Origin of the sequence: Pseudomonas sp. ADAK13 (genome assembly GCF_012935715.1) — a bacterium.
Taxonomy (GTDB): domain Bacteria; phylum Pseudomonadota; class Gammaproteobacteria; order Pseudomonadales; family Pseudomonadaceae; genus Aquipseudomonas.
The window spans coordinates 5,588,112-5,613,924 of record NZ_CP052860.1 but is presented as its reverse complement, the minus strand read 5'-3'; the positions used below and the strand labels follow the sequence as shown (position 1 = coordinate 5,613,924).

At 62.3% G+C, this 25,813-nt stretch carries 23 protein-coding genes; 12 read left to right on the top strand and 11 right to left on the bottom strand.

All coding sequences use genetic code 11. The annotated features are described in order from the left end of the window. Positions 1-130 precede the first annotated feature (130 nt). The 3 genes from HKK54_RS25930 to HKK54_RS25920 all read left to right on the top strand — a co-directional run bounded on the left by HKK54_RS25930 (position 131) and on the right by HKK54_RS25920 (position 4,556). On the top strand, positions 131-1,369 hold the full coding sequence (locus HKK54_RS25930) for an MFS transporter (RefSeq protein WP_169389351.1): 1,239 nt from the start codon (positions 131-133) through the stop codon (positions 1,367-1,369). A 162-nt stretch (positions 1,370-1,531) separates the two neighbouring features. Then, positions 1,532-3,118, top strand: coding sequence for an ABC-F family ATPase (locus HKK54_RS25925; protein WP_010169561.1), 1,587 nt, complete (start codon positions 1,532-1,534; stop codon positions 3,116-3,118). A 253-nt stretch (positions 3,119-3,371) separates the two neighbouring features. Further along, positions 3,372-4,556: an MFS transporter gene (locus HKK54_RS25920; RefSeq protein WP_169388289.1), complete on the top strand. Its 1,185-nt coding sequence runs from the start codon at positions 3,372-3,374 to the stop codon at positions 4,554-4,556. Here the strand turns inward: HKK54_RS25920 and HKK54_RS25915 are convergent. The 3 genes from HKK54_RS25915 to HKK54_RS25905 form a co-directional block, all read right to left on the bottom strand. Continuing rightward, positions 4,550-5,587: an alpha/beta hydrolase family protein gene (locus HKK54_RS25915; protein WP_010169565.1), complete on the bottom strand. Its 1,038-nt coding sequence runs from the start codon at positions 5,585-5,587 to the stop codon at positions 4,550-4,552. The genes HKK54_RS25920 and HKK54_RS25915 overlap by 7 nt on opposite strands. Before the next feature lie 228 nt (positions 5,588-5,815). After that, a complete protein-coding gene (locus tag HKK54_RS25910) occupies positions 5,816-6,427 on the bottom strand; it encodes an FMN-dependent NADH-azoreductase (RefSeq protein ID WP_010169567.1) in 612 nt (203 codons plus the stop codon). Between the two features lie 121 nt (positions 6,428-6,548). Beyond that, positions 6,549-7,487, bottom strand: a complete 939-nt coding sequence (locus HKK54_RS25905; protein WP_029615834.1) for an AraC family transcriptional regulator — start codon at positions 7,485-7,487, stop codon at positions 6,549-6,551. Positions 7,488-7,634: 147 nt separating this feature from the next. On the opposite strand from HKK54_RS25905, the gene HKK54_RS25900 reads away from it, so the two are divergent. Both HKK54_RS25900 and HKK54_RS25895 read left to right on the top strand, forming a co-directional pair. After that, positions 7,635-8,543: a LysR substrate-binding domain-containing protein gene (locus HKK54_RS25900; protein ID WP_010169571.1), complete on the top strand. Its 909-nt coding sequence runs from the start codon at positions 7,635-7,637 to the stop codon at positions 8,541-8,543. Then, a complete protein-coding gene (locus HKK54_RS25895; RefSeq protein ID WP_029615835.1) occupies positions 8,540-8,902 on the top strand; it encodes an MmcQ/YjbR family DNA-binding protein in 363 nt (120 codons plus the stop codon). Before HKK54_RS25900 ends, HKK54_RS25895 begins: the two co-directional genes overlap by 4 nt. Here the strand turns inward: HKK54_RS25895 and HKK54_RS25890 are convergent. Together HKK54_RS25890 and HKK54_RS25885 are read right to left on the bottom strand one after the other, a co-directional pair. After that, complete coding sequence (locus tag HKK54_RS25890; protein ID WP_010169575.1) at positions 8,885-9,268, bottom strand: DUF1294 domain-containing protein; 384 nt, start codon at positions 9,266-9,268, stop codon at positions 8,885-8,887. The two genes, HKK54_RS25895 and HKK54_RS25890, sit on opposite strands and share 18 nt — an antisense overlap. Continuing rightward, the gene (locus HKK54_RS25885; protein ID WP_010169576.1) at positions 9,265-10,095 is read right to left on the bottom strand and encodes an undecaprenyl-diphosphate phosphatase; all 831 of its coding nucleotides are present in this window, start codon (positions 10,093-10,095) and stop codon (positions 9,265-9,267) included. The genes HKK54_RS25890 and HKK54_RS25885 overlap by 4 nt, the downstream gene beginning before the upstream one ends. Before the next feature lie 229 nt (positions 10,096-10,324). Here HKK54_RS25885 and HKK54_RS25880 point away from each other — a divergent pair, with 229 nt between their 5' ends. The 3 genes from HKK54_RS25880 (at position 10,325) to HKK54_RS25870 (ending at position 13,295) form a co-directional block, all read left to right on the top strand. Further along, positions 10,325-11,959 carry a methyl-accepting chemotaxis protein gene (locus tag HKK54_RS25880; protein WP_169388288.1) on the top strand — a complete coding sequence of 545 codons (1,635 nt, stop codon included), beginning with the start codon at positions 10,325-10,327 and terminating at the stop codon, positions 11,957-11,959. 230 nt (positions 11,960-12,189) lie between these two features. Further along, on the top strand, positions 12,190-12,753 hold the full coding sequence (gene pnuC / locus HKK54_RS25875) for a nicotinamide riboside transporter PnuC (protein ID WP_010169581.1): 564 nt from the start codon (positions 12,190-12,192) through the stop codon (positions 12,751-12,753). Beyond that, positions 12,750-13,295, top strand: a complete 546-nt coding sequence (locus HKK54_RS25870) for an AAA family ATPase (protein WP_010169583.1) — start codon at positions 12,750-12,752, stop codon at positions 13,293-13,295. Before pnuC ends, HKK54_RS25870 begins: the two co-directional genes overlap by 4 nt. Here HKK54_RS25870 and HKK54_RS25865 read toward each other — a convergent pair. After that, complete coding sequence (locus tag HKK54_RS25865; RefSeq protein WP_029615836.1) at positions 13,263-13,697, bottom strand: MarR family winged helix-turn-helix transcriptional regulator; 435 nt, start codon at positions 13,695-13,697, stop codon at positions 13,263-13,265. The genes HKK54_RS25870 and HKK54_RS25865 overlap by 33 nt on opposite strands. Before the next feature lie 75 nt (positions 13,698-13,772). Here HKK54_RS25865 and HKK54_RS25860 point away from each other — a divergent pair, with 75 nt between their 5' ends. Next, positions 13,773-14,933: an FAD-dependent oxidoreductase gene (locus tag HKK54_RS25860; protein ID WP_169388287.1), complete on the top strand. Its 1,161-nt coding sequence runs from the start codon at positions 13,773-13,775 to the stop codon at positions 14,931-14,933. Here the strand turns inward: HKK54_RS25860 and ggt are convergent. After that, positions 14,927-16,651, bottom strand: a complete 1,725-nt coding sequence (gene ggt, locus HKK54_RS25855) for a gamma-glutamyltransferase (RefSeq protein ID WP_010169591.1) — start codon at positions 16,649-16,651, stop codon at positions 14,927-14,929. The two genes, HKK54_RS25860 and ggt, sit on opposite strands and share 7 nt — an antisense overlap. 153 nt (positions 16,652-16,804) lie before the next feature. On the opposite strand from ggt, the gene HKK54_RS25850 reads away from it, so the two are divergent. Continuing rightward, the gene (locus tag HKK54_RS25850) at positions 16,805-17,440 is read left to right on the top strand and encodes a TetR/AcrR family transcriptional regulator (protein ID WP_169388286.1); all 636 of its coding nucleotides are present in this window, start codon (positions 16,805-16,807) and stop codon (positions 17,438-17,440) included. A gap of 129 nt (positions 17,441-17,569) precedes the next feature. On the opposite strand, the gene HKK54_RS25845 is transcribed toward HKK54_RS25850, so the two are convergent. The 4 genes from HKK54_RS25845 to HKK54_RS25830 all read right to left on the bottom strand — a co-directional run bounded on the left by HKK54_RS25845 (position 17,570) and on the right by HKK54_RS25830 (position 23,559). Continuing rightward, positions 17,570-21,106: a molybdopterin cofactor-binding domain-containing protein gene (locus tag HKK54_RS25845; RefSeq protein WP_178120997.1), complete on the bottom strand. Its 3,537-nt coding sequence runs from the start codon at positions 21,104-21,106 to the stop codon at positions 17,570-17,572. 16 nt (positions 21,107-21,122) lie between these two features. Beyond that, positions 21,123-21,599, bottom strand: a complete 477-nt coding sequence (locus tag HKK54_RS25840; RefSeq protein ID WP_169388284.1) for a (2Fe-2S)-binding protein — start codon at positions 21,597-21,599, stop codon at positions 21,123-21,125. Positions 21,600-21,881: 282 nt separating this feature from the next. Further along, a complete protein-coding gene (locus HKK54_RS25835) occupies positions 21,882-22,316 on the bottom strand; it encodes a MarR family winged helix-turn-helix transcriptional regulator (protein ID WP_169388283.1) in 435 nt (144 codons plus the stop codon). A 190-nt stretch (positions 22,317-22,506) separates the two neighbouring features. Continuing rightward, positions 22,507-23,559 carry a 2,5-dihydroxypyridine 5,6-dioxygenase gene (locus tag HKK54_RS25830; RefSeq protein WP_010169600.1) on the bottom strand — a complete coding sequence of 351 codons (1,053 nt, stop codon included), beginning with the start codon at positions 23,557-23,559 and terminating at the stop codon, positions 22,507-22,509. A 308-nt stretch (positions 23,560-23,867) separates the two neighbouring features. Here HKK54_RS25830 and HKK54_RS25825 point away from each other — a divergent pair, with 308 nt between their 5' ends. Together HKK54_RS25825 and HKK54_RS25820 are read left to right on the top strand one after the other, a co-directional pair. Next, positions 23,868-25,001: an FAD-dependent monooxygenase gene (locus HKK54_RS25825; RefSeq protein ID WP_010169602.1), complete on the top strand. Its 1,134-nt coding sequence runs from the start codon at positions 23,868-23,870 to the stop codon at positions 24,999-25,001. Next, positions 24,998-25,807 carry an alpha/beta fold hydrolase gene (locus HKK54_RS25820; RefSeq protein ID WP_169388282.1) on the top strand — a complete coding sequence of 270 codons (810 nt, stop codon included), beginning with the start codon at positions 24,998-25,000 and terminating at the stop codon, positions 25,805-25,807. The genes HKK54_RS25825 and HKK54_RS25820 overlap by 4 nt, the downstream gene beginning before the upstream one ends. Positions 25,808-25,813 lie beyond the last annotated feature (6 nt).

The following is a 25,813-nucleotide window of genomic DNA, read 5'->3' as shown; positions in this document are numbered from 1 at the left end:
CGATGCAATTGGCTCCACTTTGTAAATCTTTGTGCTTGTGCAGCCGCGTAGGCACGACGCCGGCGCCGGAAACTATCCGTTCATGCCCGAGGTCATTATCGCTACCGACCCCGTCCTTGAAGACCCTGCCGTGGCCACTCGCTCCGACCTGCGCAACACCCTGTCCCTGGACAGCCTGAACTTCTTCCTGGCGGACGTCCGTGACGGACTGGGGCCGTACCTGGCGATTTATCTGCTGGCCGTGCATCACTGGGACCCCGCCAGCATCGGCGTGGTGATGACCCTCGCCGGCATCGCGGCACTGCTGACCCAGACCCCGGCAGGCGCATTGATTGACCGAACCCGCAGTAAACGGGCGGTGATCGTCATTGCTGCGCTGTTGGTGACTGCCAGTTGCCTGCTGCTGCCCTTCGTCAGTTCCTTCAGCCTGGTGGCGCTGACCCAGGCGGCCAGCGCAGCCGCGGCCTCGGTGTTCGCACCGGCCATCTCGGCGATTTCCCTGGGCATCACCGGGCCGCGCGCCTTCACCCGCCGCACGGGTCGCAATGAAACCTTTAACCACGCCGGTAACGCGGTGGCGGCCCTCCTCGCCGGCGGGTTCGCCTACCTGTTTGGCCCGGTGGCCGTGTTTTATCTGATGGCGGTCATGGCGGTGGCCAGCGTGATCGCCGTCAGTTGCGTGTCAGCCGAGGCGATCGACCACGAGGTCGCGCGAGGCTTCGACCCTGCACACAGCGCGGAACACGAACAGCCGTCGGGGATGGCCGTGCTTCTGGCGAACAAACCCTTACTGCTATTCGCCATCTGCTGCGCTTTGTTTCACCTGGCCAATGCGGCGATGTTGCCGCTGGTCAGCCAGAAGCTGTCGCAGATCAACCTGCAAATGGCCACGCCGCTGACCTCGGCCTGCATTGTCGCGGCTCAGTTGGTGATGGTGCCGGTGGCCTGGCTGGTGGGCGTGAAGGCCGACGTGTGGGGACGCAAGCCGCTGTTGCTTGCCGGCTTCATTATCCTGCCGCTGCGGGGCGTGCTGTATACGCTGTCGAATGATCCCTACTGGCTGGTCGCGGTGCAGATGCTCGACGGCGTCGGCGCCGGGGTGTTTGGCGCGCTGTTTCCGGTCATCGTCAAAGACCTCACCCTGGGCACCGGGCGCTTCAATGTGAGCCTGGGCGCGCTGTCCACGGCTTTCGGCCTGGGGGCGGCGCTGAGCAGCAGCCTGGCGGGTTTTGTCGTGCAATGGGCCGGATACAACGCGGCTTTCCTGACCCTGGCGGGTGTGGCCGCCGTCGCATTGGTGCTGTTATGGGTGGCGATGCCGGAGACTCGGGTGAATCCATCCTTGAACCGCCATACAACTCCCGCCTGACATATGCGACAATGCGCGCCAAATTCCAACATGCACCCCATTTTTCTGCTCAGCGACTGGGCCTCAAGCCTTGATGTCGCTGCTGACGTATGCCCGTTAGCCTGGGCCACAAAATGGGCCCGGCCAAATTAGCGCACTCCAAGCTATTGATAGGTAAAGTAATTGATCTCCACAGCTAACATCACCATGCAGTTCGGCGCCAAGCCGCTATTTGAGAACGTTTCGGTCAAGTTCGGCGCAGGCAACCGTTATGGCCTGATCGGTGCCAACGGTTGCGGCAAGTCGACCTTCATGAAAATCCTCGGTGGCGACCTCGACCCGTCGGGCGGCCAGGTCATGCTGGAGCCGAACGTGCGCCTGGGTAAACTGCGCCAGGACCAGTTCGCCTACGAAGAATTCACCGTACTCGACACCGTGATCATGGGTCACGAAGAGCTGTGGAAGGTCAAGGCCGAGCGCGACCGCATCTATTCGCTGCCGGAAATGAGCGAAGAGGACGGCATGGCCGTCGCCGAACTGGAAACCGAATTCGCCGAAATGGACGGCTACACCGCCGAATCCCGCGCCGGCGAGCTGCTGCTGGGCCTGGGCATCCCCCTGGAACAGCATTTCGGCCCGATGAGCGAAGTCTCCCCAGGCTGGAAACTGCGTGTGTTGCTGGCCCAGGCACTGTTTTCCGATCCGGAAGTACTGTTGCTCGACGAACCGACCAACCACCTGGACATCAACACCATTCGCTGGCTGGAAAACATCCTGACCCAGCGTAACAGCCTGATGATCATCATCTCTCACGACCGTCACTTCCTGAACAGCGTCTGCACCCACATGGCCGACCTGGACTACGGCGAGCTGCGTCTGTTCCCGGGCAACTACGACGAATACATGACCGTGGCGACCCAGTCCCGCGAGCAATTGCTGTCGGACAACGCCAAGAAGAAAGCCCAGATTTCCGAGTTGCAATCCTTCGTCAGCCGCTTCTCGGCCAACGCCTCGAAAGCCAAGCAAGCCACTTCCCGTGCCAAGGCGATCGACAAGATCCAGCTGGCCGAAGTCAAGCCGTCGAGCCGCGTCAGCCCGTTCATCCGCTTTGAACAGACCAAGAAGCTGCACCGTCAGGCGGTCATGGTCGAAAAAATGGCCAAGGGTTTCGACGGCAAGCCTCTGTTCAAAGACTTCAGCTTCCAGGTTGAAGCCGGCGAGCGCGTGGCGATCATCGGCCCGAACGGTATCGGCAAGACCACCCTGCTGCGCACCCTGGTCAACGAACTGACCCCGGACGCCGGTACGGTGAAATGGACCGACGCGGCCGAGCTGGGCTACTACGCCCAGGACCACGCCCACGACTTCGAAGACGACATGAGCCTGTTCGACTGGATGGGCCAATGGACTCAAGGCGAACAAGTGATTCGCGGCACCCTGGGCCGCATGCTGTTCTCCAACGATGAGATCCTGAAGTCGGTGAAGGTGATTTCCGGTGGTGAGCAAGGCCGCATGTTGTTCGGCAAGCTGATCCTGCAAAAGCCGAACGTGCTGATCATGGACGAACCGACCAACCACTTGGACATGGAATCCATCGAGGCGCTGAACCTGGCGCTGGAGAACTACCCGGGCACGCTGATCTTCGTCAGCCATGACCGTGAGTTCGTATCGTCCCTGGCGACCCGCATCATCGAGCTGAGCCCAAGTGGCGTGATCGACTTCAGCGGCACCTATGACGACTACCTGCGTAGCCAAGGCGTGGTTTTCTAAGCACTGCCTGCCGTAGGAACGCCAAAGCCCCGTCCAGTGTGACGGGGCTTTTTCATTTCAGTGGCGCAAATTGTGGCGAGGGGCCTTGCTCCCGCTGGGGTGCGAAGCGCCGCCAGCAGTTTGCGACTGCTACGCAGTCGAACGGGAGCAAGCTCCCTCGCCACAGGTGCTCGCGGAAAATTAGATAGCCTGCTTCCTTTTGCCCCGGGCCCTTGCCATGATGCATTCACCGCCCGCCCGCGAACGAGTCCCCATGCCTGCCCCACAGCCCGCCGCCCCCAGCTCCCTGTCGATCACCCTGCAGATCGTCTCCATCGTCTTCTACACCTTTATCGCGTTCATCTGCATCGGCCTGCCGATTGCGGTGATCCCCGGCTACGTCCATGGCGAACTGGGCTTCAGTGCGGTGATCGCCGGGATCACCATCGGCTCGCAATACCTGGCAACGTTACTCAGCCGCCCGATGGCCGGACGCATGTCCGACAACGTGGGCACCAAGCGCGCCATTGTGCTGGGCCTGAGCGGTATCTTGCTGAGCGGCGTGCTGACGTTTATCGCGACGCTGGTGCAAAGCCTGCCGCTGTTGAGCCTCGGCATATTGATCGTGGGCCGCCTGTTGCTGGGCGTGGCCCAGGGCTTGATCGGGGTGGGCACTATCAGTTGGTGCATGGGGGCGGTCGGGGCCGAACACACCGCGCGCTCGATCTCGTGGAACGGTATCGCTTCCTACGGCGCGATTGCGATTGGCGCGCCGCTGGGCGTGGTGATGGTTGCCGATTACGGCTACACCAGCCTCGGAATCGCCCTCACGGTGCTTTCCGCCCTGGGCCTGTTGCTGATCCGCAATAAACCCTCGGTGCCCGTGGTGCGCGGTGAACGCCTGCCATTCTGGGCCGTGTTCGGACGCATTGCGCCGTTTGGCACCAGCCTGTGCCTGGCGTCGATTGGCTACGGCACCCTCACCACGTTTATCACCCTGTATTACCTGAGCCGTGGCTGGGTCGGCGCGGCGTGGTGCCTGACGGTATTCGGGGTGTGTTTTATCCTGTCGCGCCTGGTGTTTATCTCTGCCATCAACCGCTTCGGCGGCTTCACGGCGGCAATTGCCTGCATGACCATCGAAACCCTCGGCCTCACGCTGCTGTGGCTGGCACCGTCCACCGGGGTGGCGTTGATTGGCGCCGGGCTCACTGGCTTTGGGTTGTCGCTGGTGTACCCGGCACTGGGCGTGGAGGCGATCAAGCAGGTGCCCAACAGCAGCCGTGGTGCCGGGTTGAGTGCGTATGCGGTGTTTTTTGACCTGGCGCTGGCGATTGCCGGGCCGGTGATGGGCGCAGTGGCGTTGAATCTGGGCTATTCGTGGATCTTCTTCTGCGCCGCCCTGCTCTCGGTCACCGGCCTGGGCCTGACCTTGATGCTCAAGCGCCGCGCTTACTGATCAGCCGTCTGCAAGCCCGCCCGGGTGGATTGGCCCAGGGTGTGATTGAAGAACCGCCCGGCCTCGGAAATCAGGTCGCGATGGATACTTTCACGGTCAACCCCATCGGCATCCGTGCACATGGCCGGCATTGCGGCCAGTTGGCTCTCATCGCAAGGCGCCATGAACACAAAGTGCCCTGCCCCGGCCAACAGCTTGAAGTCCGGCGGTTGCGGCAGTTTGCGCGCCAGGGCCTCGGCGTTCTTGTCCACCGCCACCAGCTTGTCACCGTCGCCGCTGTAGAGCAGCACCGGCACATGCACGTCTGCCAGGGTGTGACGGCCAAACATCAGGCTCAGCGGCGCCATCAACATCAAGGCATGGATGCGCGGGTCGGCCTGAGGCTGCAGGTCGTCACGGTCGACGATCAACTCACCCTTGGTGGTGCAGGCATCACGGTCTTCAGGACGTTGCTGGCAGTAACGGCGCAGGCGGTCCAGGTCCGGCTTGGCACCGGCCAGAATCAGCGCGGTCTCGCCGCCGGCCGAATAGCCGATGACCCCCACCTGATCGACGTTGACGAACGGCGACAGCATCGGGTCGCCCAGGGTGGCGGTGATGGCTTCGGAAATCTGGATCGGGCGCCCATACAAGTTGCTCAAGGTGCCCAGGCGGCTGTGGTCCTTGTAGTTGTCGCCCGGGTGCAGCACCGCCACCACCACAAACCCTTTGCGTGCCAGGGAGGTTGCCAGGTCGTGCAGGGCCAGCGGTGTGCCGGTATTGCCGTGGGACAGCATCAACATCGGAAAGCGGCCGATGGCGATTTTCGAATCTTCAGTGGCGGCGATGTGATAAGCCCCCACCTGGGTGGTGTGTTCCAGGCCCGTGGACGGATAGAACGCGACGGCTTTCATCGGCTGCAGGTCCAGCGGGTCGAGAAAGGTCATGCGATGGAAGCCCACACTCCAATGAGGGTGCGGCGCCGGCGCGGCTTGCACTGAAATCAGGCCGCCGAGCAGAGAAATGACCAAGACTGCACAAAGACGCATCATGGGGATGTCCACCTTTGCTGCGTAAGCCCGCGTAGCTATTGAAATATCCATGGTTCAGGCGCTCGGACTGGCAGGGTTCTACCCATGCGTGCATAACCTGGGCCAAAGTAGTGACAGCGGGTAAACGAAAAAACTCCGTACTCCGTTCGCTTTTCAGGCGAGCAGAATACAGAGTTTAGGCGCCTCGACTCAGATTGATATCGAGGAACTGCAAAATTTACATAAGTCTTACGCAGCCGCGAACAATTGTTCGTTGATGACTACGTTGGCGTCGCTGATCGCCTTGCTGCGAACTTCTTCGCCGTAGCCCAAACCGTGGGCGCGGACGATTTCGATGTCGGTGATGCCAAGGAAGCCCAGCAGCACTTTCAAGTAGTCTTCGTGAGCCACGCCGGTCGGCTGGCCAACATGCAGGCCGCCGGACGTCGACACGATGATGACTTTCTTGCCACCGGCCAGGCCTTCAGGGCCGTTTTCGGTGTAGCGGAAAGTCTGGCCGGCGACGGCGATACGGTCGATCCAGGCTTTGAGCTGGGTCGGGATGGTGAAGTTGTACATCGGCGCCGCCAGTACAATCGCGTCGGCCGCGAGGAATTCAGCAAGGGTGTTGGCGCTCAACTCGGCTTCGTGTTTCTGCACGGCATCACGCAACTCGGCAGCGGTGCCCAGTGCACCCAGGGTCACGCCGGAGAAATGGTTGATGCCTTCACCGGCCAGGTCACGGTAGGTCACTTCAACGCCTGGCTCGGCCGCCTGCCAGGTCTTAACGACGCCGGCGCTCAACTGACGGGAAACCGAGTTGTCGCCGAGGATGCTGGAATCGATATGCAACAGTTTCATGGGTTATCTCCAAGTAAGCATCGCCAGGGGCGACGGAATGGAAATAAGCCTACAGATGAAACCAATCATGTATTAGTCGGGCAAAATGCGATTGTTCGTCCCACTGGCAGGACAGTGTTTTTTAATGTGAAGAGACGTAGATGGACGCGCTCGTGGGCGCCGGCAACGCGTAGGTACGCTTCATCCAGTCAATCTCTTCAAGGGGGGTGCGACCAAAAAACCGCTTGAACTCACGGCTGAACTGCGAGGCGCTCTCGTAACCGACCTTGATGCAGGCCGTGGCGGCGGTGATATCACTCCTCAGCATCAGCAGTCGCGCCTGATGCAAGCGTGTCGACTTCAAGTACTGCATGGGCGAGGTGTCGGTCACCGTACGAAAGTGCGCATGAAAACTCGGCACGCTCATCATGGCTTCTTTCGCCAGCTCTTCCACGTCCAGGCGTTGTTCGTAACACGCATGAATCTTGCGAATCGCCCGGGCCACCTTGCCAAACTGGCCCTGGCGATTCAGCGCTGCACGCATCGAACCGCCCTGCTCGCCCGTGATGATGCGGTAGTAGATTTCCCGCATCAGGGTCGGCCCCAGCACGCGCGCTTCCACCGGCACACTCATCACTTCCAGAAAGCGCAACAATGACTCACTGAGCTTGTCATCCATCGGCGAGGAGTACATGCCCTTGGGCCTGGCTTCGGGCGACGGGGCCAACTCATCCAGTTCCAGCATCAGCTCGGCAGCCAGGTTGAAATCCAGGCGCAGGTAAACCGCCAGCATCGGCTCTGCTTCGCTGGCCTCGGTTTCCATGGTGAACGGCACCGGCACCGACACCACCAGGTAGTGCTGGGCGTCGTAGACATAGATGTCTTCTCCCAGGTAACCGCGCTTGCGGCCCTGGCACACGATCACGATACCCGGGTCGTAAAGCACCGGAATCCGCGTCAACGGCCGGTTGGAGCGCAGGAAGCGCACGTCATCCAGCGGCGTCAGGTTGTAGCCCTCAACGGGCGCCAACCGCCCCATCAACTCGATGATTCTGCGGGTGCGCGGGTGCTCAAGACTCATTGGAAGGTACGTGCCGGGGAAAACCAGAAGGTAACCCGCCGATGCGTCACTGGCCAGCCAACTCTTGCTCGCGCCTGCAGTTGGGGGGTGGATTTGCCGACGTCAGACGCGGATAGTTCGTCCCATTGACAGGACAATAGGCCGACCATGCAAGATCTGAATGACCTCTACTATTTCGCCAAAGTAGTGGAAGCCGGCGGTTTCGCCGCCGCCGGGCGGCTGCTAGGGATTCCCAAGTCACGGCTGTCGCGGCGCATCGCCGAGCTGGAAGAGCGCCTCGGCGCACGTTTGCTGCAACGCACCACCCGCCAGTTGACCCTGACCGCCGTAGGCGAACGTTACCTGCGCCACTGCCAGGCAATGCTGCTGGAAGCGGAAATGGCCGATGAGGCCGTGGCCAGCATGTCCAGCGAGCCCCGTGGCCGGTTGCGGGTCAGCAGCCCGGTGGGCCTGGCTCACCAGTTCCTGCAAACCGTGGTGGCAGAGTTTCTCAGCGCCAACCCGCTGGTGCAGTTGGAGATGAACCTGGTCAACCGTCGCGTTGACCTGGTAGCCGAAGGCATCGATGTGGCCCTGCGCGTGCGCGAGCTCGGGGACGAAGACCCGTTGCTGGTGACCAAGCGCCTGCGCCAGGCACAGACCGCCATTGTCGCCAGCCCCGCCTTTGTGCGTGACCGGCAGATCACCACCCTGGAAGACCTCAAGCAACTGCCGGTGCTGGGTGCCCTGGAGGCAGACCGCATGGTGCACTTCCGCATGCTGAGCCCGGAAGGCATTAGCCACGACCTGGTCATGGAAGCACGGCTGGGCATCGACGACTTCCTGGTACGCAAGGCCTGCGCCCTCGCCAGCCTGGGGTTTACGGTGTTGCCGATGATGTATTGCGAGGAGGAGTTGGCCAACGGCCAGTTGGTGCAGCTCTTGCCGGAATGGTCCTTGCCGGGCGGCTGGTTGCAGGCGGTTTACCCGCACCGGCGTGGCGTGCTGCCCGCCGTGCGGGCCTGGATCGACCACCTGGATAACGCCTTCAAAGGCTGCGGAGACCGTTTGCTATGAGAATGACCGAAGACCAAGTCGCCGAGTTTTGCCTGGGGTTGCCCGGTGCGCGGGAGGATTACAAATGGGGCGGCGTGCGGGTGTTCTCGATTGCCGGCAACAAGATGTTCGCCTTGCAGAACCTGCGGGGTGATTCGCTGGCCTTCAAGGTCGACAAGGAGCTGTTCCTGGGCCATGTAGACCGCCCGGGCATCCATCCGGCGCCGTACCTGGCGCGGGCCCAATGGATCATCATGGAAACGCCCTACCCGCTGGGCGCTGAAGAACTGCGTGGCTTGTTGCAGCGTTCCCACCAGTTGGTGGTGAGCAAGCTGCCCAAGCGCACGCAGATTGGTTTGCTGCTAGAAGATCGAGAGTAGCGTGCCGCCGAGGAACAACTGGTCAATCCAGAACACCTCGTGCAGCAATACAATCAGCCAGAACGCCACCTGATAAGACACCTTGCGCGTCTTGTGGCGGAACACCTGTTGGGCGATCAGCGCGCCCGGCCAACCGCCTGCCAGCTCAACGGCGTGCAGGATGTTTTCCGGGGTGCGCCAGCTGTCTTCGCGGGCCTTGCGCTTGTCGCGCCAGTACAGCAAGAACGCCACCACGCTGACCACGCCATACGCCACCAGCGGGACCATCGAAACCCCGCGATACCACAGCAGCGCCGAGCCCAACAGCGGCGCGGCGCACACCAGTGCAAACACCAACGCCTTGAGGCGCGGATGCTGGATGCTCATGGCTTGACGGCCGACCAGTCGATCCAGCCGAACTGCCAGGTCGCCAGGATCACCAGGCCGAAGGCGATCCGGTACCAGGCAAACGCCGCGTAGCTGTGGCTGGCGATGAACTTGAGCAGCGCCTTGACCGCGATCATCGCGAAGATGAACGAGGTGACAAACCCGATGGCAAACACCGGCAAGTCATCCGGCTGAAACAGGTGACGGTACTTGTAGCCCGAATACACCGCCGCACCGACCATGGTCGGCATCGCCAGGAAGAACGAGAACTCGGTGGCGGTCTTGCGTGAAAGGCCGAACAGCAGGCCGCCAATGATGGTGGCGCCGGAACGCGAGGTGCCCGGGATCATCGCCAGGCACTGGGCGAAACCGACTTTGACGGCGTCCTTCCAGGTAATCTGATCGACGGTTTCGGCGTGCACTTCATGTTGGCGACGCTCGGCCCACAACATGATGATGCCGCCGATCACCAGCGCCGTGGCCACGGTGATCGGGTTAAACAGGTAGTGTTTGATCAGGTCGGCAAAAATTACCCCCAGCACGACGGCGGGCAATACCGCGATGATCAGGTTGATCGTGAAGCGCTGGGCGTTGCGCTGGGTCGGCAAGCCGATCACCACGTCGAGGATCTTGCGTCGAAACTCCCACACCACCGCCAGGATCGCGCCCAGCTGGATGATGATGTTGAACGCTTCAAAGCGCTCGCCACCGAAGTTGATCAAGTCGGCGACGATGATCTGGTGCCCGGTACTGGAGATCGGCAAAAACTCCGTCAGCCCTTCTACAACCCCGAGTATCAGCGCCTGAGCGGCGGTCCAAAGATCCATCAATTCCCCCAAAGGTCATGCTCGCGGCATGCCTCGTTCATATTTTTTAGACGTTCACTAACGATGAGTACGCGGCGAAAGCTGTGCAAACAATCAAGGCCCAGCTGCGAAAATTCCGTGAAAAATCAGGCAGGACTCAGGTTTCTTGATTCTGGGCCGAAAGCCTATCAGACAAGCCGGAAATGTCGATGCAGCACCCAAAATTATAAGAACACGGAGTGACAGGACCATGAACAGTTTGCGCAGTATGTCGATCAGCCGGCGCCTCTGGCTGATCCTGATCGTCGCCGTGTTGATGCTGCTAACCCTCGGCCTGCTTATGCTCAAGCAGATTCATGACGACCTTTACCAGGCCAAGAGTGAGCAGACCCAGCGCGTGGTTCAGACCGCCAACGGGATCCTGACGTATTATCACAGCCTCGAAACCAGCGGCGTCCTGACCCGCGAAGCGGCCCAGAAGCAAGCCTTGAGCGTGGTCCGCGGCCTGCGCTACGGCAAGGATGATTACTTCTGGATCAACGACCTCACGCCCGTGATGATCATGCACGCGGCCAACCCCAAACTGGATGGGCAGAACCTGTCGGCGATTCGCGACCCGGACGGTTTTGCGGTGTTCAACGAGTTCGTGATCCTGGCCAAGGCCAAGGGCGCCGGGATGGTGAACTACCGCTGGCCCAAACCCGGGGCCGATGCGCCGGTGGCCAAGACCTCGTATATCCAGCTGTTTGAACCCTGGGGCTGGATCATTGGTTCCGGCGTGTATGTCGATGACGTGCAGGGCGAGTTCCGGGGCCAGGTGTGGAAGGCCTCGATGGTGGGCCTGGTGATTGCCGTGATCATGGCGCTGCTGGTGGTGTTGATTGCCCGCAGCATAGTGCGCCCGTTGCAACAAGCGGTGAACGCCATGGCCAATATCGCCAGCGGCGAAAGCGACCTGACCCGCACCCTCGACACCCACGGCCAGGACGAAGTCACCCAACTGTCCCGGCACTTCAACAGTTTTACCGCCAAGCTGCGGCAGGTGGTCGGCCAGTTGCAGACCTGTGCCAATGCACTGGGCCAGTCGTCCACCGAGTTGGGCAGCAATGCCAGCGACGCCCATGACCGCAGCCAGCAGCAATCCCAGCAGATGGAGCTGGTGGCAACGGCGATCAACGAAGTCACCTACGGCGTGCAGGACGTGGCCAGGAATGCCGAGCACGCCGCCAGCGAAATGCGTGACGCCCAGGTACAGGCCGAACAAGGCCAGCTCAATATCGACGGCAGCCTGCAACGAATCGACCAGCTCTCCACCACCATCAGCCAGGCCGTGGAAGTGATCCGCACCCTGTCGACGGAAAGCACGCAGATTGGCGGCGTGCTGGAAGTGATCCGCTCCATCGCCGACCAGACCAACCTGCTGGCCCTGAATGCTGCGATCGAGGCCGCGCGCGCCGGGGAGCAAGGGCGGGGCTTTGCGGTGGTGGCCGATGAAGTAAGGCTGCTGGCCCAGCGCACGCAAAAATCCACGGCTGAAATCCAGAGCATGATCGAGCGCCTGCAAGGCCACTCGGAAGCGGCGGTCAAGGTGATCAGCGACAGCCACCAGGCGTCGCAACTGACCATCGAACAAGCGGGCCAGGCCGGCGCGAGCCTGACCGCCATCGGCCAGGCGCTGCGCAATCTCAATGGGCTGAATGCGTCGATTGCCAGCGCTACGTTGCAGCAGGCGCATGTGGTGGAGGACATCAACCAGAACGTCACCCAGGCGGCCGGGTTGTCCCACAGCACGGCGTTGGCGGCAGAGCAGTCCAGCGTGGCGAGTGCACACTTGAAAGGCTTGAGCGAACAACTCGACGGGCTTCTGCGCCAGTTCAAGGTCTGACTCGATCTCTGCCAAAAGGGCTTTCTGTGGTGAGGGGGCTTGTCCCCCGCTGGGCTGCGAAGCGGCCCCAAAACCCTGGCACTCGGTTTGTCTGAAAGAACGCGTTTACCTTATCAGGGCCGCTGCGCAGCCCAACGGGGGACAAGCCCCCTCACCACAGAGGAGCTCTACCCCGCGCCCACCACTCTGGTTACAATCACCGCCCTCTTCGACTCCCCCAAGGAACCGCCATGTCCGGGCTTGAACTGTTTGCCGCCGCCCTGGGGGTGATCGCTGTCTGGTTGACGGTTAAACAGAACCCGTGGTGCTGGCCCATCGGCCTGGTGATGGTGCTGCTGTACACCTGGATTTTTTTCGATGTGAAGCTCTACTCCGACATGCTGCTGCAAGTGATCTACGCCGCCCTGCAACTCTACGGCTGGTGGCAGTGGACCCGCGCCGGCGAGGTCAGGCAAGGCCGGCAGGTCACCAGCCTGGGGCTGCAACCGATCCTGCAAGGCCTGGCCGTGGGTGCCCTCGGCAGCCTGTTGCTGGGTGCGGCCATGGCCCACTGGACCGACGCCGCCCAACCCTGGCTGGACGCGGCCCTGACCGGCTTCAGCCTGGTGGCGCAAATGTGGATGGCACAAAAACGCGTGCAGTGCTGGCCGCTGTGGATCACCGTGGACGTGATCTTTGTCGGGCTGTTCCTCTACAAAGGCCTGTACCTGACCGCCGCGCTCTACGCCTTGTTCACCGTGATCGCGGTGCAGGGCTGGCGCGAATGGCGCGCCGACCCGGCGTTGCACGCATGAAAGTCGTGGTACTGGCCGGCCCGGAATCCAGTGGCAAAAGCTGGCTGGCCGCGCAGTTGCAGGCGCACTTTGGCGGGCTGATGGTGGGCGAATACGTGCGCCATTTCATCGACCAGCACCAGCGCGATACCACCCTGGCCGATATTCCGGACATCGCCCGTGGCCAACTGGCCTGGGAAGATGCCGCCCGTGCCGCACAGCCGGCGTTGCTCATCCTGGACACCAACCTGCTGACCAACAAGCTGTGGAGCCAGACCCTGTTCGGCGACTGCCCGGCATGGCTCGACAGCGAACTGCTGGCCCGCCACTACGACCTGCACCTGCTGCTGTCGCCTGAAGACGTGGAGTGGACCGCCGACGGGCAACGCTGCCAACCGGCGTTTGCCGATCGCCTGGCGTTTTTCCAGGCCAGCCTTGAGTGGCTGGAGCAGCAGCACCTGCCGCTGCAGGTGATCCGCGGTGACTGGCAAGCACGCCAGGCCCAGGCGTTTGCCGCCGTGGAGCAGCTGCTACAGCCGCTCCAGGTTGGCATTCAGCTTTAGTAGCAACGCCAGCAACGTCTGCTCCTCCTCCTCGGTAAACCCTTCCAGCGCCTGCGCGGTGCCCTGTAGCAGGACTTCCCTGGCCATCGGAAAGTTGGCTCGGGCAGCGTCTGTCAGGGTAATCAACCGGCTGCGTTTATCCGCAGGGTCCGGCACCCGTTGAATCATCCCGTCGCGCTCCATGCGGGCGAGCAATTGCGCCATGCTCGACTGCTCGACCCCAACGATGCGCACCAGTTCGGCCTGGGGCAGGCCCTCGCTGTGTTTGAGTGCCACCAGCACCGGAATCTGCGCCACGGCGAAGCCCAGCTCACGCAGGCGGCCTTCGTAAATCCGCGTGAAACTGCGGTGGGCGACGCCGATTTGTTGCATCGGGTGGGGAGCGGGTGATTGATCATTCATCGTGTCGTTGACTTTCCATAGGAGCCTATGCATCAAATGTATAGGATCCTATCAACGCCACCAAGGACAATTTTCATGAACCGCTCATCAAGCATCGCCATTGTCGGTGGTGGCCCCGCCGGGCTGACCCTGGCACGGATTCTTGTGGTCAACGGTTTTACCGTCAGCGTATTCGAGCGTGAGCGCGGGCCGCTGGAACGCCCTCAGGGCGGCACCCTGGACCTGCACGCGGAATCCGGCCAGCTTGCGCTGAAACGCGCGGGCCTGGAGGACGCCTTCCGCAGCATCGCCCGCTATGAAGACCAGGGCTCACGCCTGATGGACAAGCACGCCCGCCTGCTGCTGGAAGACCCCGACCCGGGCGCCGGCGATCGCCCGGAAGTCGACCGCACCGCCTTGCGCCAGATCCTGCTGGACTCGCTGCCTGACGATTGTGTGAAGTGGGACGCCAGCGTCAACGAGATCCGTCAGGTGGGCGACGCACGCTGGACCGTGCATCAGGGCGACTCCGTCCACGGGCCGTTTGACCTGATCGTCGGCGCCGACGGTGCCTGGTCGAAAGTGCGCCCGTTGCTGTCGCGCTATCAGCCGCAGTACAGCGGACTGACGTTTATCGAGTTCGGGATTGATGATGTCGATCGCCGCCATCCCGCCCTCGCCCAACTGGTCGGCCGTGGCAAACTGGACGTTTCGGGTGATGCCAGGGCGCTGGTGGTGCAACGCAATGCCAACGCGCACCTGCGCGGCTATGGGATCTTTCGCGTTCCCACGGACTGGGCCGCCCGGCAGCTCGACTGGTCATCCCCGCAAGCGACCCGGCAATCGCTGCTCGCCCAGTTCGAAGGCTGGCACCCGGATATCCTGGCGCTGCTGCACGCCGCAAACGAGCGGTTCCTGTCCCGGGCAATTCATGCGCTCCCCGTCGGCCATCATTGGGCGCATCGCGCGGGCCTGACGTTGATCGGCGACGCGGCGCACCTGATGTCACCGTTTGGTGGCGAAGGCGTGAATGCCGCGATGCTCGACGCAGCGGAGCTGGCCCGGCACTTGATCGAAAACACCTCATGCTCCGAAGCGGTACAAGCCTACGAAGCCGAGATGTTTGAACGCATTGAGCCCATTGCCCGTGACAGCGCTGAAGCGGCTGCCACCCAGCTTTCCCATGATGATATCGCCCTCTCCCTGGCGCACTTTCTCAGCCACCAGGGAGAGCACGACGGATCGACGCCTCAGTAGCCCAGCGACAGCCCGGTATTGCGCCGTGGGTCGTTGGCCCCGTAGAAGCGGTTGTTGCCGACCGGCTTGCCATCCAGGGACGGCGCGCCCACCAGGATCGCCGCCAGGTGGTTGGCGTCCTGCGGGCCGGCAAACTTGTGGCCCCAGCCTTCGAGGATTTTCTGGGTATCGGGGCTCAGGGCAAAGCGCTCGATATTGGTCGCCTCAGGCAACCATTGCTGGTGGAAACGCGGTGCGTCCACGGCTTCCTGAATGTTCATCTTGTAGTCGATCACATTGAGGATGGTCAGCAAGGTGGCCGTGATGATGCGGCTGCCACCCGGCGTACCCACCACCATCACCGCCTTGCCATCCTTGGTGACGATGGTCGGGCTCATGGACGACAGCGGCGTCTTGCCCGGGGCGATGGCGTTGGCTTCGCCCTGGACCAGGCCGTACATGTTCGGCACGCCGATCTTGGAGGTGAAGTCGTCCATTTCGTCGTTGAGGATCACCCCGGTCTTGCTGGCCATCACGCCCGCCCCAAACCAGTCATTGAGGGTGTAGGTCACCGAGACCGCGTTGCCCCATTTGTCGACGATGGAGTAGTGAGTGGTGTTATTGCCCTCGTGAGGCGACACGCCCGGCTTGATGTCCTGGGAGATGCCGGCCTTTTGCGGGTCGATGGCAGCGCGCAGTTTGGCGGCGTAGTCCTTGTCCAGCAGATGGTCGACCGGGTTTTGCACGAAGTCCGGGTCGCCGAGGTAGCTGTTGCGGTCGACGTACGCGTGGCGCATCGCCTCGATCTGGTAGTGCAAGCCCTGGGCCGAGTGATAGCCAAGATCGGCCATCGGGTAGCCTTCGAGGATGTTCATGATCTCGCAGATGACCACGCCGCCTGAGCTCGGTGGTGGCGCAGACACCACGTGGTAGCCGCGGTAGTCGCATTCCACGGGCGCCAGTTCGCGGGTCTTGTACTTGTCCAGGTCGGCCTGGGTGATGATGCCTTTGCCCGACTGGCTCGAATCGACAATCGCCTTGGCCACCCAACCCTTATAGAAACCGTCGGTACCCTTGGCGGAGATTTCCCGCAGGGTTTTCGCCAGGTCTTTCTGCACCAGCTTCTGACCTACCAGCATGGGTTCGCCGCCGTGCAGGAAGATGCCGCGCAGGTCTTTGTCTTTCTTGAATTCGTCGGTGGCGGTGTGCAGCAGGTCGATATCGCCCTGCTCCAGGGCAAAGCCCTCTTCAGCCAGCTTGATGGCCGGGGCGATCACCTGGGCGCGCTTGAGGGTGCCGTATTTGCTCAGCGCCAGTTCCATGCCCGACACGGTGCCGGGGACGCCGACCGCCAGATGGCCTTTGGAGCTGAGGTCCGGGACGACGTTGCCGTCCTTGTCCAGGTACATGTCGGCGGTGGCTGCCAACGGCGCTTTTTCGCGGAAGTCGAGGAAGGTCTTGCGCCCGTCGGCCAGTTGCACGGTCATGAAGCCGCCGCCGCCCAGGTTGCCGGCCGCCGGGTACACCACCGCCAGGGCGTAACCCACCGCCACCGCTGCATCCACGGCGTTACCACCGGCCTTGAGCACATCCACGCCCACATGGGTGGCCAGGTGTTGCGCGGTGACCACCATGCCATTTTCGCCAGCCACCGGGGCCTGGGAGGCCGCCTGTACACCACTGACGGTCAGCACCAGCGCCGTGGCAATCAATGTTCGGGTAAACGGTTGGTATTTCATCCCTGGCTACTCTGTTTATTAGAAGAACTAGAAAGTAATACGTTTCGGATCCAAGCCCCAGCGTGATGCCGCGTTTGTGACAGAGCCTGTCGGTAACGGAATAATGCCCATGCTATATTCCGGGCCTTTACGCCGTGCAGCAGAGGCTTTTCGATGGTGATCAAGAAGACCGGTATCCGCGCCCAGCAGGCCGACCAGACCCGTGCGCGGATTCTCCAGGCGGCGGTCAAGGTCTTCACCCGCGACGGCTATTCCGGCGGGCGCGTCGAAAGCATTTCCCGGGAGGCCGACTCCAACGACCGCATGCTCTATTACTACTTCGGCAGCAAGGAACACCTGTTCGTGTGCGTGCTGGAACACACCTATGAACAGTTCAACAAGGCCGAAAGCAAACTCAAGCTCGACCTGAGTGCGCCGGTGCAAGCGTTGCAGGCGCTGGTGGAGTTTATCTGGAACTACTACGTCAAGCATCCCGAGTTTGTGGCGATTTTGAGTATCGAGAACCTGCACAAGGGCAAGCATGCCAAGCAGTCCGGCGAATTGCGCCGGCTGTCCGGGGAGGCGGTCGGGGTATTGCGGCCGATCATCGAAGCCGGCCAGGCACAGGGGCTGTTTCGCGAGGATGTGGACATCAAGCATGTGTACTTGATGATTGCTTCGTTGTGCTACTTCTACAACTCCAACCAGCACACCCTCAGTTCGTTTCTGGGGGAAGATCTGGCGGACAAGGGGCAGCAGCAGGATTGGCTGGGTTTTATCAGTGATCTGGTATTGCGTGGTGTACGGTAGAAACCGAATCAAAATGTGGGAGCTGGCTTGCCTGCGATAGCGGTGCGTCAGTCACTGAATTATTAGCTGATCCACCGCAATCGCAGGCAAGCCAGCTCCCACATTTGATCTCCATATGGCTTGAATTTGTCAGTGGGTGCCGGGGTTGGCTCGCAGGTGTGCAACGGTTTGTTCCAGGCCTTTCCACTGCGGTGCATCGGGTGCAAAACGCCCGCGCAGGTATGCGGCCAAATCCGCCACCTGGGTGTTGGACAGGCTGTCCTTGAACGCGGGCATGTAGCCCAGGTCCTTGGTCGCCGGGGTGCTGATGCCTTGCAGGATTACCTTGATCAGGTTGTCCGGCTGGTCGCTGTGCACATTGGTATTGGTCGCCAGTGACGGGCTGACGCCGAACAGCTTCGGCCCCTGCCCGTCGGCATGGCAGGCCTTGCATGAACCTTCGAATACCCGTCGTCCATTCGCATTGGGCAGCGTCGCGGCGGCTACCACCTGCGCTTCGGCGGCGCTGCTGTCGTTCAGTGAGGCCAGGTACACCGCCATCGCGCGGATGTCGGTCTTGGGCAGTTTCGCCAGCTCAGTCACGACCGGTCCCATCGGCCCTGTCGCCACGCCGTGTGCGTCGGAATAGCCGGTGCTCAAATAGGTGAACAGTTGGTCTTCGGTCCACGGCGTCGGCGCCTTGGACAAGCCATTCAAGGCCGGCGCCTCCCAGCCGTCCACCGTGCCGCCCGCGAGGAATGCCTTGCCGCCCTTCTCCGCCCCCATCAAGTTACGCGGTGAGTGGCACGCCGCGCAGTGCCCCAGGCCATTGACCAGATAGGCCCCGCGATTCCATTGCTCGCTGCGCTGGGGTTGCACGGTGATTTCCCCCCGGCGCAAAAACAGCGCATTCCACCCGGCCATCAACGGCCGCATATTGAACGGAAAACTCATGGCATTCGGCACGGGTGCCTGGCTCACGGGGGCCTGGGACATCAGGTAGGCATACAACGCCTGCATGTCGGCATCGTTGATATTGCGAAACGCGGTATAGGGAAACGCCGGGTACAGGTTGCGTCCGTCGCGGCCAATGCCGTCGCGCATCGCCCGCTCGAACGCCGGGTAGGACCAGTTGCCAATCCCGGTCTTCTCATCCGGGGTGATGTTGCTGCTGTACAGCGTGCCGAACGGCGTGTGCATCGCCAGCCCGCCGGCATTGGTGGCGCCGCCCGGTGCCGTGTGGCACACCGCGCAATCCCCCACGGCGGCCAGCAAACGCCCGCGTTCCAGCGTGGCCTTGGACCAGGTGCCGGCGCTGGGCGGCGCAATCGGGGCGATTTCACCGTGGAACGGCCAGGCCGTGGCCGCCATCCCCAGCACCGCACCCAAGGCGGCGAACAATGAGCCGAATAGCCATTTGCGACGCTTCTGCGGGGACTTTGCCGGCTCGCCCAATGTGCCCGCATTCAGCGCCGCCAGCACGCGCTCGGGGGTAATCGGCAATTCGCGAAAACGAATGCCGGTGGCGTCATAGATCGCGTTGGCAATCGCTGCCGCACTGGGCACCGAGGCAGACTCGCCGGCGCCCATTGGTGGCTGGTCCTGGCGCGGCATCATCAGCACGTCGATCTGCGGCACTTCAGGGAAGGTCAGGATCGGATAACCGCCCCACTCCTTGCTCGCCACGGTCGACTCTTCAAAGGTCACGCGCTCCTTGAGCACGCGGCTGGTGGACTGGATCACATTGCCGTGGATCTGATGCTGCACCCCCGCCGGGTTGATCATCATCCCCGAGTCATGCCCGATCACCACGCGGGTCACCGAGACATCACCGGTGTGTTTGTCGATGGCCACGTCCGCCACCCAGGCCGCCCACGCCGCGCCGAAGCCGGGGAACTTGCTGTGGATGTAGCGCGCGTAGGCAAAGCCTCGGCCTCGCAGCAGGTGGTCCTCATTCGCGGTTTGCATCGGCGCGGTGCGCGGTGCCCAGTTGGCCCGCTCGGCGGTGGATTTGACCAGGTCGATGGCGCGCTCGTCTTTCAGGTAACGCAGGCGGTATTCCACCGGATCGACCCCGGCGGCAAACGCCAGTTCGTCGATATAGGATTCGTGGGCGAAGGTGTTTGGCAGTGCCGACACCCCGCGCATCCACGAGGCGCGCACGATCGGCGCCATGTCGTTGATGGTGACCCGCATGTTGCCGATGTCGTAAGGCGGGATCGAGGTGCGGTCGCCCATTTCGAACATCGCGGCCACCGGCTCGACCCGCCCGGTCAACAGCAGCGCCAGGGTGGGCGCGCCGTTGGACGGGTAGCTGGTTTCAAAGTCATAGGCGGCGATGCTGCCGTCGGCGTTCAGGCCGCCATCCACATCCATCAGCTGTGCGGTGCCCTTGGGCTCCCACAGGTGTTCCTGTTCGCGGGTCAGTTGCACCCGCACTGGCTTGCCCACGGCGCGGGACAACAGCAAGGCATCGGCGCACACATCGTCGGCGCAATTGCGGCCATAACAGCCGGCGGCTTCCATACGGATCACGTCGATGGCGTCTTCTGCGCATTCCAGTAGCCAGGCCAGATCCGCCCGCAGCAGGTGCGGGTTCTGGCTGCCCGACCAGACCCGGCTGACCCCGGGCTGATAATCCGCCACGCCGCAGGACGGGCCAATGGAGCCGTGCATCTGGTACGGCCACAGGTAGGTGCGCGGCATGCGCTGGCTGGCGGAAGCCAGGGCTTCGTCGACGTTGCCCTGGTCGAGCACCGTGCGCCGTACTCGGGGGTTATCACGAATCGCCTGCTCCACATCGCTCATGTCCGGCAACGGGTGGTTCCAGGGTTTCCAGTGAACCTGCAGTTCCTGGGCGGCCTTGATCGCCTGTTCTTCGCGCAAGGCGACCACGCCGACAAAATCACGGATCACCACCACCGCGACGATGCCCGGGATGTGGGCGATGGAGGACTCGTCTACCTTCAACAGGCTATTGCCGACAAAGTCACCGCAATCCAGGCCCGCATACGGCGGGCGAATCACCCGGCCGTGGAGCATGTCCGGCACGCGCATGTCGTGGACGTAAGTCAGCTCGCCAGTGGCCTTGCCGGGGATATCCACCCGGGCAGCGCCCTTGCCCACCAGGCGGTAATCGGCGGCCGCCTTCAGCGGTGCATCGCCGCTGATGCGCAGTTGGTCATGCTCGCCCGTCACCAGCTCGCCGTAGGTGGTGGTGCGTCCGTCTTCGGCGCTGATAACACCTGCGTCGATCTTCAGGCTGTGTGCATCGACCGACCAGCGTTGCGCCGCTCGCGCCAGAAGGAAACGCCGGGCTTCGGCGGCGGCGTTGCGCAGCGGGATCGCGGAGATCTGCAAGGTCGCACTGGCGATGGTCGCGCCCTGGTTCGGCACGCGCTCCGTATCACCCAGCACCATGCGCACCTGCTCCATGGTCAGGTCCAGCTCTTCGGCCACGATCTGCGCCAGCGAGGTGCGAATGCCGGTGCCCAGGTCCACGTGCCCGTTGAAGGCGTACACCAACCCGTCATCGTTCACGGCGATAAACAGCCCCAGCTCCTTGGGCTTGACCGTCGGTGTGCCGCCCTTGGCCACTGGCCCCGAAGGGGGCAGCACGTCATCGACGATCAGCAGGACGCCGGCCTTGGCCAGCCATTGGTCACGGGAAGGGATTGCGTCAGTCATGGTCATCGATCCACGTTCAAGGCGTTTGGCGGGCGGCACGCAGCACCGCGCGGAGGATTTCGATATGGGTGCCGCAGCGGCACAGGTTGCCCGACAGTTCGGTGCGCACCTCGGCTTCGCTGGGGTTGGGATTGCGGTCGAGCAAGGCCTTGGCGGTCATGATCATGCCGTTGAGGCAGTAGCCGCACTGGGCGGCCTGCTCGTCGATAAAGGCTTGTTGCACGCGGTGCGGGGTTTCGCGGGTGCCGAGGCCTTCGAGGGTGATGATGTCGCGGCCCACTGCACCCGACAGCGGGAATACGCAGGCCCTTGCGGCCACGCCGTCGATGATCACCGTGCACGCACCGCACTCCCCCAGGCCGCAGCCGTACTTGGGGCCGTTGAGTTGCAGGTCATTGCGCAGGATCAGCAATAGCGGTGTGTCCGCCATTGCGCTGACTTCGGTGGTGTGGCCGTTGACCTCAAGCGTTACCGTGATGTGCTGGCTGATCATTCGCTTCGCCCGTTGGCTTTGGTGAAGTGTCCACTACATCAAACAGTCAAAAAAAAGCGTCGCGTACCTGGGGTCTCGCGACACACTTGACGGGTGAAGTGGTTACTACACGAATGCAGAGCAAAAACAGTGCCAGAAGGTGGATTCGCTACTTGTGGTGAGGGGGCTAGCACCCCGTTGGAATGCGCAGCGCGCGCTTTTTTGGGGCCGCTTCGCAGCCCAACGGGGGACAAGCCCCCTCACCACAAAGGGGCTGGGTTATCAGCCTTGGAAGTCGGGGGATCAGGCTTGGGGGTCGTCGATCATTTTGCGTAGCAGGAACAGCACGGCCACGCGTTCGGCGGGGTTGAGGTTGCTCAGGGTCAGCTCGGTGATGGTCGCGGCGCAGGGTACGGTTTGCTGCACCAGCGCGGCGCCGGATGCGGACAGGTTGACCACCACTTTGCGTTTGTCCTGGGGGTCGGGTTCCAGGGTGATCAGTTCGCGGGCCTTGAGGCGTTCGACGATGCCGCGGATGGTCGCCTGGTCGACGGCGGTGGCCTTGACCAGTTCGGTGAGCGAGCTTGCACCGTGATCGCGCAGGGCACACAGGGTGACGAACTGCACGGCGGTGAGTTGGGAGTCGCCCACGTTCTGCTGGAAGATCGCCAGGTGGCGCTGGTAGGCCTTGCGCAGCAGGTGGCCAACTTGCTCGGAGAAAACGTAGGAATCAGGCACGGCGGGCTCGGAAAGGCGGCGGTCGATGGGGTGGCATGATGGCGGGGTTGTGGGTTGGACTCAAGCATCAGCCACTGAAGGAATCAAATCGAATGTGGGAGCTGGCTTGCCTGCGATAGCGGTGGATCAGCCAGCTCGCTGTTGTCTGACACTCCGCTATCGCAGGCAAGCCAGCTCCTACAGGGGATTTTTAGCGTGCCAGGGAGGCTTGGGGCGCCACTACATCGCCTGCGATGACTACGGCCTCATCATCGAGGTAGACGTCGCAGTTGCGCAGCGGGATGTCCATGTGGCACGGCGTCTTGCGGGTGCCGCCGACTTCGGTATTCGGGCCGGTAGAGAACAGGAAGTTGCCGTAGAACGCGCGGGCATCCATGCACATGCCGTCGTTCTTGTCGTGCAGGCCCATCGCCGTCCATTGCGCCCGCGGCTGCAGGCCCCAGCCGATGTGGGAGATGCCGTAGACCTCGGGGTCGTTGAAGTATTTCATGTAGTCGCGCAGGTATTCGGCCTCGAAACCACCGTGAATCCGGGTGATGAAGCCCTTCTCGATCTCCAGGGTGATTTTCTCCCGGGTGTAGGTCTTGAACGGCAGCAAAATGTCGCCGATATCCAGCACCAGCACGCCCTCGGCGGTTTCTTCGTTGGGCCAGGAGAACAGGAAGCCGCTGGGCCAGTGGTCCCAGCGCCCCGGCTCATCGGCAAAGCCGTACTCGGTGACGGACGGGTATTGCCCCAGCGCTGCGCGAAAATCACTGCCGGCGCGGGATTTGACGTGGATCGAGCGAGCCTTTTTCAGCAACTCTTCAGCTGCCAGCACGCGCACCTTGTCTTCCTCGGTCGGCAGCATGCGCGCCAGCACTTCCGGGGGCTCCACCGCCAGCAGGATGCGCGTGCCGGTCTTGAGGATCTGTTCCTGCTCCGGCGAGTGCAACAGCATCATGGTGTCGACGATCAGGTCGGCCGCCTCCAGCGCCCGCTGGGCCGCAATATTGCCGGTCAGCGCGGTGTCGCCGCAGTAGGCGGTCATGTCATTGCCCATCGCCCGGGGATGGTTGAACGACGGCAATTCCACCGCGTACACCTTGGCCCCCAGGCGCTGCGCAGCGTCCATCGCGGCACGCACGGTGCGCGGGTCGGAGTAATGGCTCTTGAGCACGGCGACGCTCTGGGTCGGATCGACCTTCGATAGCTTCAACACGTGTTCAAACATCTGGGTCAGTTCGCAATCACTTACCGGCATTTCCTGTCTCCTCAGCGGCTGCACCAAGATCTGGCAGTGCGCTTCACTCTAGTGCGTTTTTATAGCGTATACGCCATTTAATAACGATAAGAACTGATTTACGCATGGACTGCAAGCGCCACGGCAAAACGTTACCAATCCACACATAACCAATGAAATATGGAGATAGTCGGTTACAGGGGATCGATATGGCCAAAAAAACAATTTTTAAGGCACGGGCTTTTCATTTGAAAAAATGAGCGTATACACTTTAAAAACCTTGCGGCCAGACACCGCCGGCCATCATTCGAAAAAGAGGACCACGCCCCATGGGAAGCACACAAAAAATCGCAATCGTCGGCGCCGGCCTTGGCGGTGCCGCCGCTGCCACCCTGCTGCAACAGGCCGGGTTTGACGTGGACATCTACGAGCAGGCGCCGGAATTTTCCCGCCTGGGTGCCGGGATCCACATGGGCCCCAACATCATGAAAATCTTCCGGCGCATGGGCATCGAAAAGCAGCTGGACCTGATGGGCTCGCACCCCGAGCACTGGTTCAGCCGCGACGGCGAAACCGGCGATTACCTGTCACGCATCCCCCTGACCGGCTATGGCGCGTCCTATATCACCGTGCACCGCGGCGACCTGCACGCGCTGCAGATGTCCACCCTCAAACCCGGCACCCTGCACTTCAACAAGCGCCTGGAAACCCTCGAAGAAACCGACACCCAGGTACGCCTGACCTTCGCCGACGGCGAAGTGACCTACGCCGACATTGTGATCGGTGCCGACGGCATCAACTCGCGCATCCGTGAGGAACTGCTGGGTGCGGAAAAACCCCTGTACAGCGGCTGGGTCGCCCACCGCGCACTGATCCGTGGCGATCAACTGGCCAAGTACGACCTGAAGTTCGAAGACTGCATCAAGTGGTGGACCGAGGACCGGCACATGATGGTCTACTACACCACCGGCAAGCGCGACGAGTATTACTACGTCACCGGTGTGCCGCACCCGGAGTGGGACTTCCAGGGCGCCTTCGTCGACAGCAGCCGCGAAGAGATGTTCGACGCGTTCAAGGGCTACCATCCCACCGTCCAGGCCCTGATCGAATCCACCGAAAGCGTGACCAAATGGCCGTTGCGCAACCGCAACCCGCTGCCGTTGTGGAGCCGTGGCCGCCTGGTGTTGCTGGGCGATGCCTGCCACCCGATGAAGCCGCACATGGCCCAGGGTGCCGGCATGGCAATCGAAGACGCGGCGATGCTGACCCGCTGCCTGCAGGAAACCGGCATCAGCGACTACCGCACCGCCTTCGAACTGTATGAGGCCAACCGCAAGGAGCGCGCCTCCCGGGTCCAGGCGGTGTCCAACGCCAACACCTGGCTGCGCACCCAGGAAGATCCGGACTGGGTCTACGGCTATGACCTCTACGCCCAGCAACTGAAATCGGGGGTGGCCGCGTGAGCAGCTTTCTCTATGGCGGCAACGTCCAGGCCAACGGCATTCGCCAGCATTACCTGCGCTATGGCGGCAAGGGCCCGGCACTGATCCTGATTCCCGGCATCACCAGCCCGGCGATTACCTGGGGTTTTGTCGCGGAACGCCTGGGCCTGCATTTCGACACGTATGTGCTGGATGTGCGCGGTCGCGGCCTGTCGTCCACCGGCCCGGAACTGGACTACAGCGCCGACACCTGCGCCGATGACATTGGCGCGTTTGCCGACGCGCTGAAGCTCGACAGCTATCACCTGGTGGGCCATTCCATGGGCGCGCGGTTTGCCGTGCGCAGTGCGGTGCGCCATCCCCGGGGCGTCAACCGCGTGGTGTTGATCGACCCGCCAATGTCCGGCCCCGGTCGCCGTGAATACCCGAGCAAACTGCCGTGGTACGTCGACTCGATTCGCCAATCGCTGGTGGGCATGGACGCTGAAGCCATGCGCGCGTTCTGCGCCACCTGGACCGACGAGCAGCTGCAACTGCGCGCCGAATGGCTGCACACCTGCTACGAGCCGGCGATCGTGCGCGCGTTCAATGACTTCCACACCGTGGACTTCCATCAGGACCTGCCGAACCTGGAGGCGCCTGCCCTGCTGATTGTCGCCGGACGCGGCGGTGTTATTCAGCCCGAAGATGTCGCGCAAGTCCGACAGTTACAGCCAAGCCTGCAGGTGGCCCACGTGCCGAATGCCGGACACATGATCCCTTGGGACGACCTTGAAGGTTTTTTCACAGCCTTCGGCGACTTCCTCGGCCAGCCCCTGACTGCCTAACGGAGA

Coding starts and splice junctions, on each gene's coding strand:
- HKK54_RS25920 (WP_169388289.1), top strand. CDS start 3,372: ATGCCTGCCCCACAGCCCGCCGCCCCCAGCTCCCTGTCGATCACCCTG.
- HKK54_RS25915 (WP_010169565.1), bottom strand. CDS start 5,587: ATGATGCGTCTTTGTGCAGTCTTGGTCATTTCTCTGCTCGGCGGCCTG.
- HKK54_RS25910 (WP_010169567.1), bottom strand. CDS start 6,427: ATGAAACTGTTGCATATCGATTCCAGCATCCTCGGCGACAACTCGGTT.
- HKK54_RS25905 (WP_029615834.1), bottom strand. CDS start 7,487: ATGAGTCTTGAGCACCCGCGCACCCGCAGAATCATCGAGTTGATGGGG.
- HKK54_RS25900 (WP_010169571.1), top strand. CDS start 7,635: ATGCAAGATCTGAATGACCTCTACTATTTCGCCAAAGTAGTGGAAGCC.
- HKK54_RS25895 (WP_029615835.1), top strand. CDS start 8,540: ATGAGAATGACCGAAGACCAAGTCGCCGAGTTTTGCCTGGGGTTGCCC.
- HKK54_RS25890 (WP_010169575.1), bottom strand. CDS start 9,268: ATGAGCATCCAGCATCCGCGCCTCAAGGCGTTGGTGTTTGCACTGGTG.
- HKK54_RS25885 (WP_010169576.1), bottom strand. CDS start 10,095: ATGGATCTTTGGACCGCCGCTCAGGCGCTGATACTCGGGGTTGTAGAA.
- HKK54_RS25880 (WP_169388288.1), top strand. CDS start 10,325: ATGAACAGTTTGCGCAGTATGTCGATCAGCCGGCGCCTCTGGCTGATC.
- pnuC (WP_010169581.1), top strand. CDS start 12,190: ATGTCCGGGCTTGAACTGTTTGCCGCCGCCCTGGGGGTGATCGCTGTC.
- HKK54_RS25870 (WP_010169583.1), top strand. CDS start 12,750: ATGAAAGTCGTGGTACTGGCCGGCCCGGAATCCAGTGGCAAAAGCTGG.
- HKK54_RS25865 (WP_029615836.1), bottom strand. CDS start 13,697: ATGAATGATCAATCACCCGCTCCCCACCCGATGCAACAAATCGGCGTC.
- HKK54_RS25860 (WP_169388287.1), top strand. CDS start 13,773: ATGAACCGCTCATCAAGCATCGCCATTGTCGGTGGTGGCCCCGCCGGG.
- ggt (WP_010169591.1), bottom strand. CDS start 16,651: ATGAAATACCAACCGTTTACCCGAACATTGATTGCCACGGCGCTGGTG.
- HKK54_RS25850 (WP_169388286.1), top strand. CDS start 16,805: ATGGTGATCAAGAAGACCGGTATCCGCGCCCAGCAGGCCGACCAGACC.
- HKK54_RS25845 (WP_178120997.1), bottom strand. CDS start 21,106: ATGACTGACGCAATCCCTTCCCGTGACCAATGGCTGGCCAAGGCCGGC.
- HKK54_RS25840 (WP_169388284.1), bottom strand. CDS start 21,599: ATGATCAGCCAGCACATCACGGTAACGCTTGAGGTCAACGGCCACACC.
- HKK54_RS25830 (WP_010169600.1), bottom strand. CDS start 23,559: ATGCCGGTAAGTGATTGCGAACTGACCCAGATGTTTGAACACGTGTTG.
- HKK54_RS25825 (WP_010169602.1), top strand. CDS start 23,868: ATGGGAAGCACACAAAAAATCGCAATCGTCGGCGCCGGCCTTGGCGGT.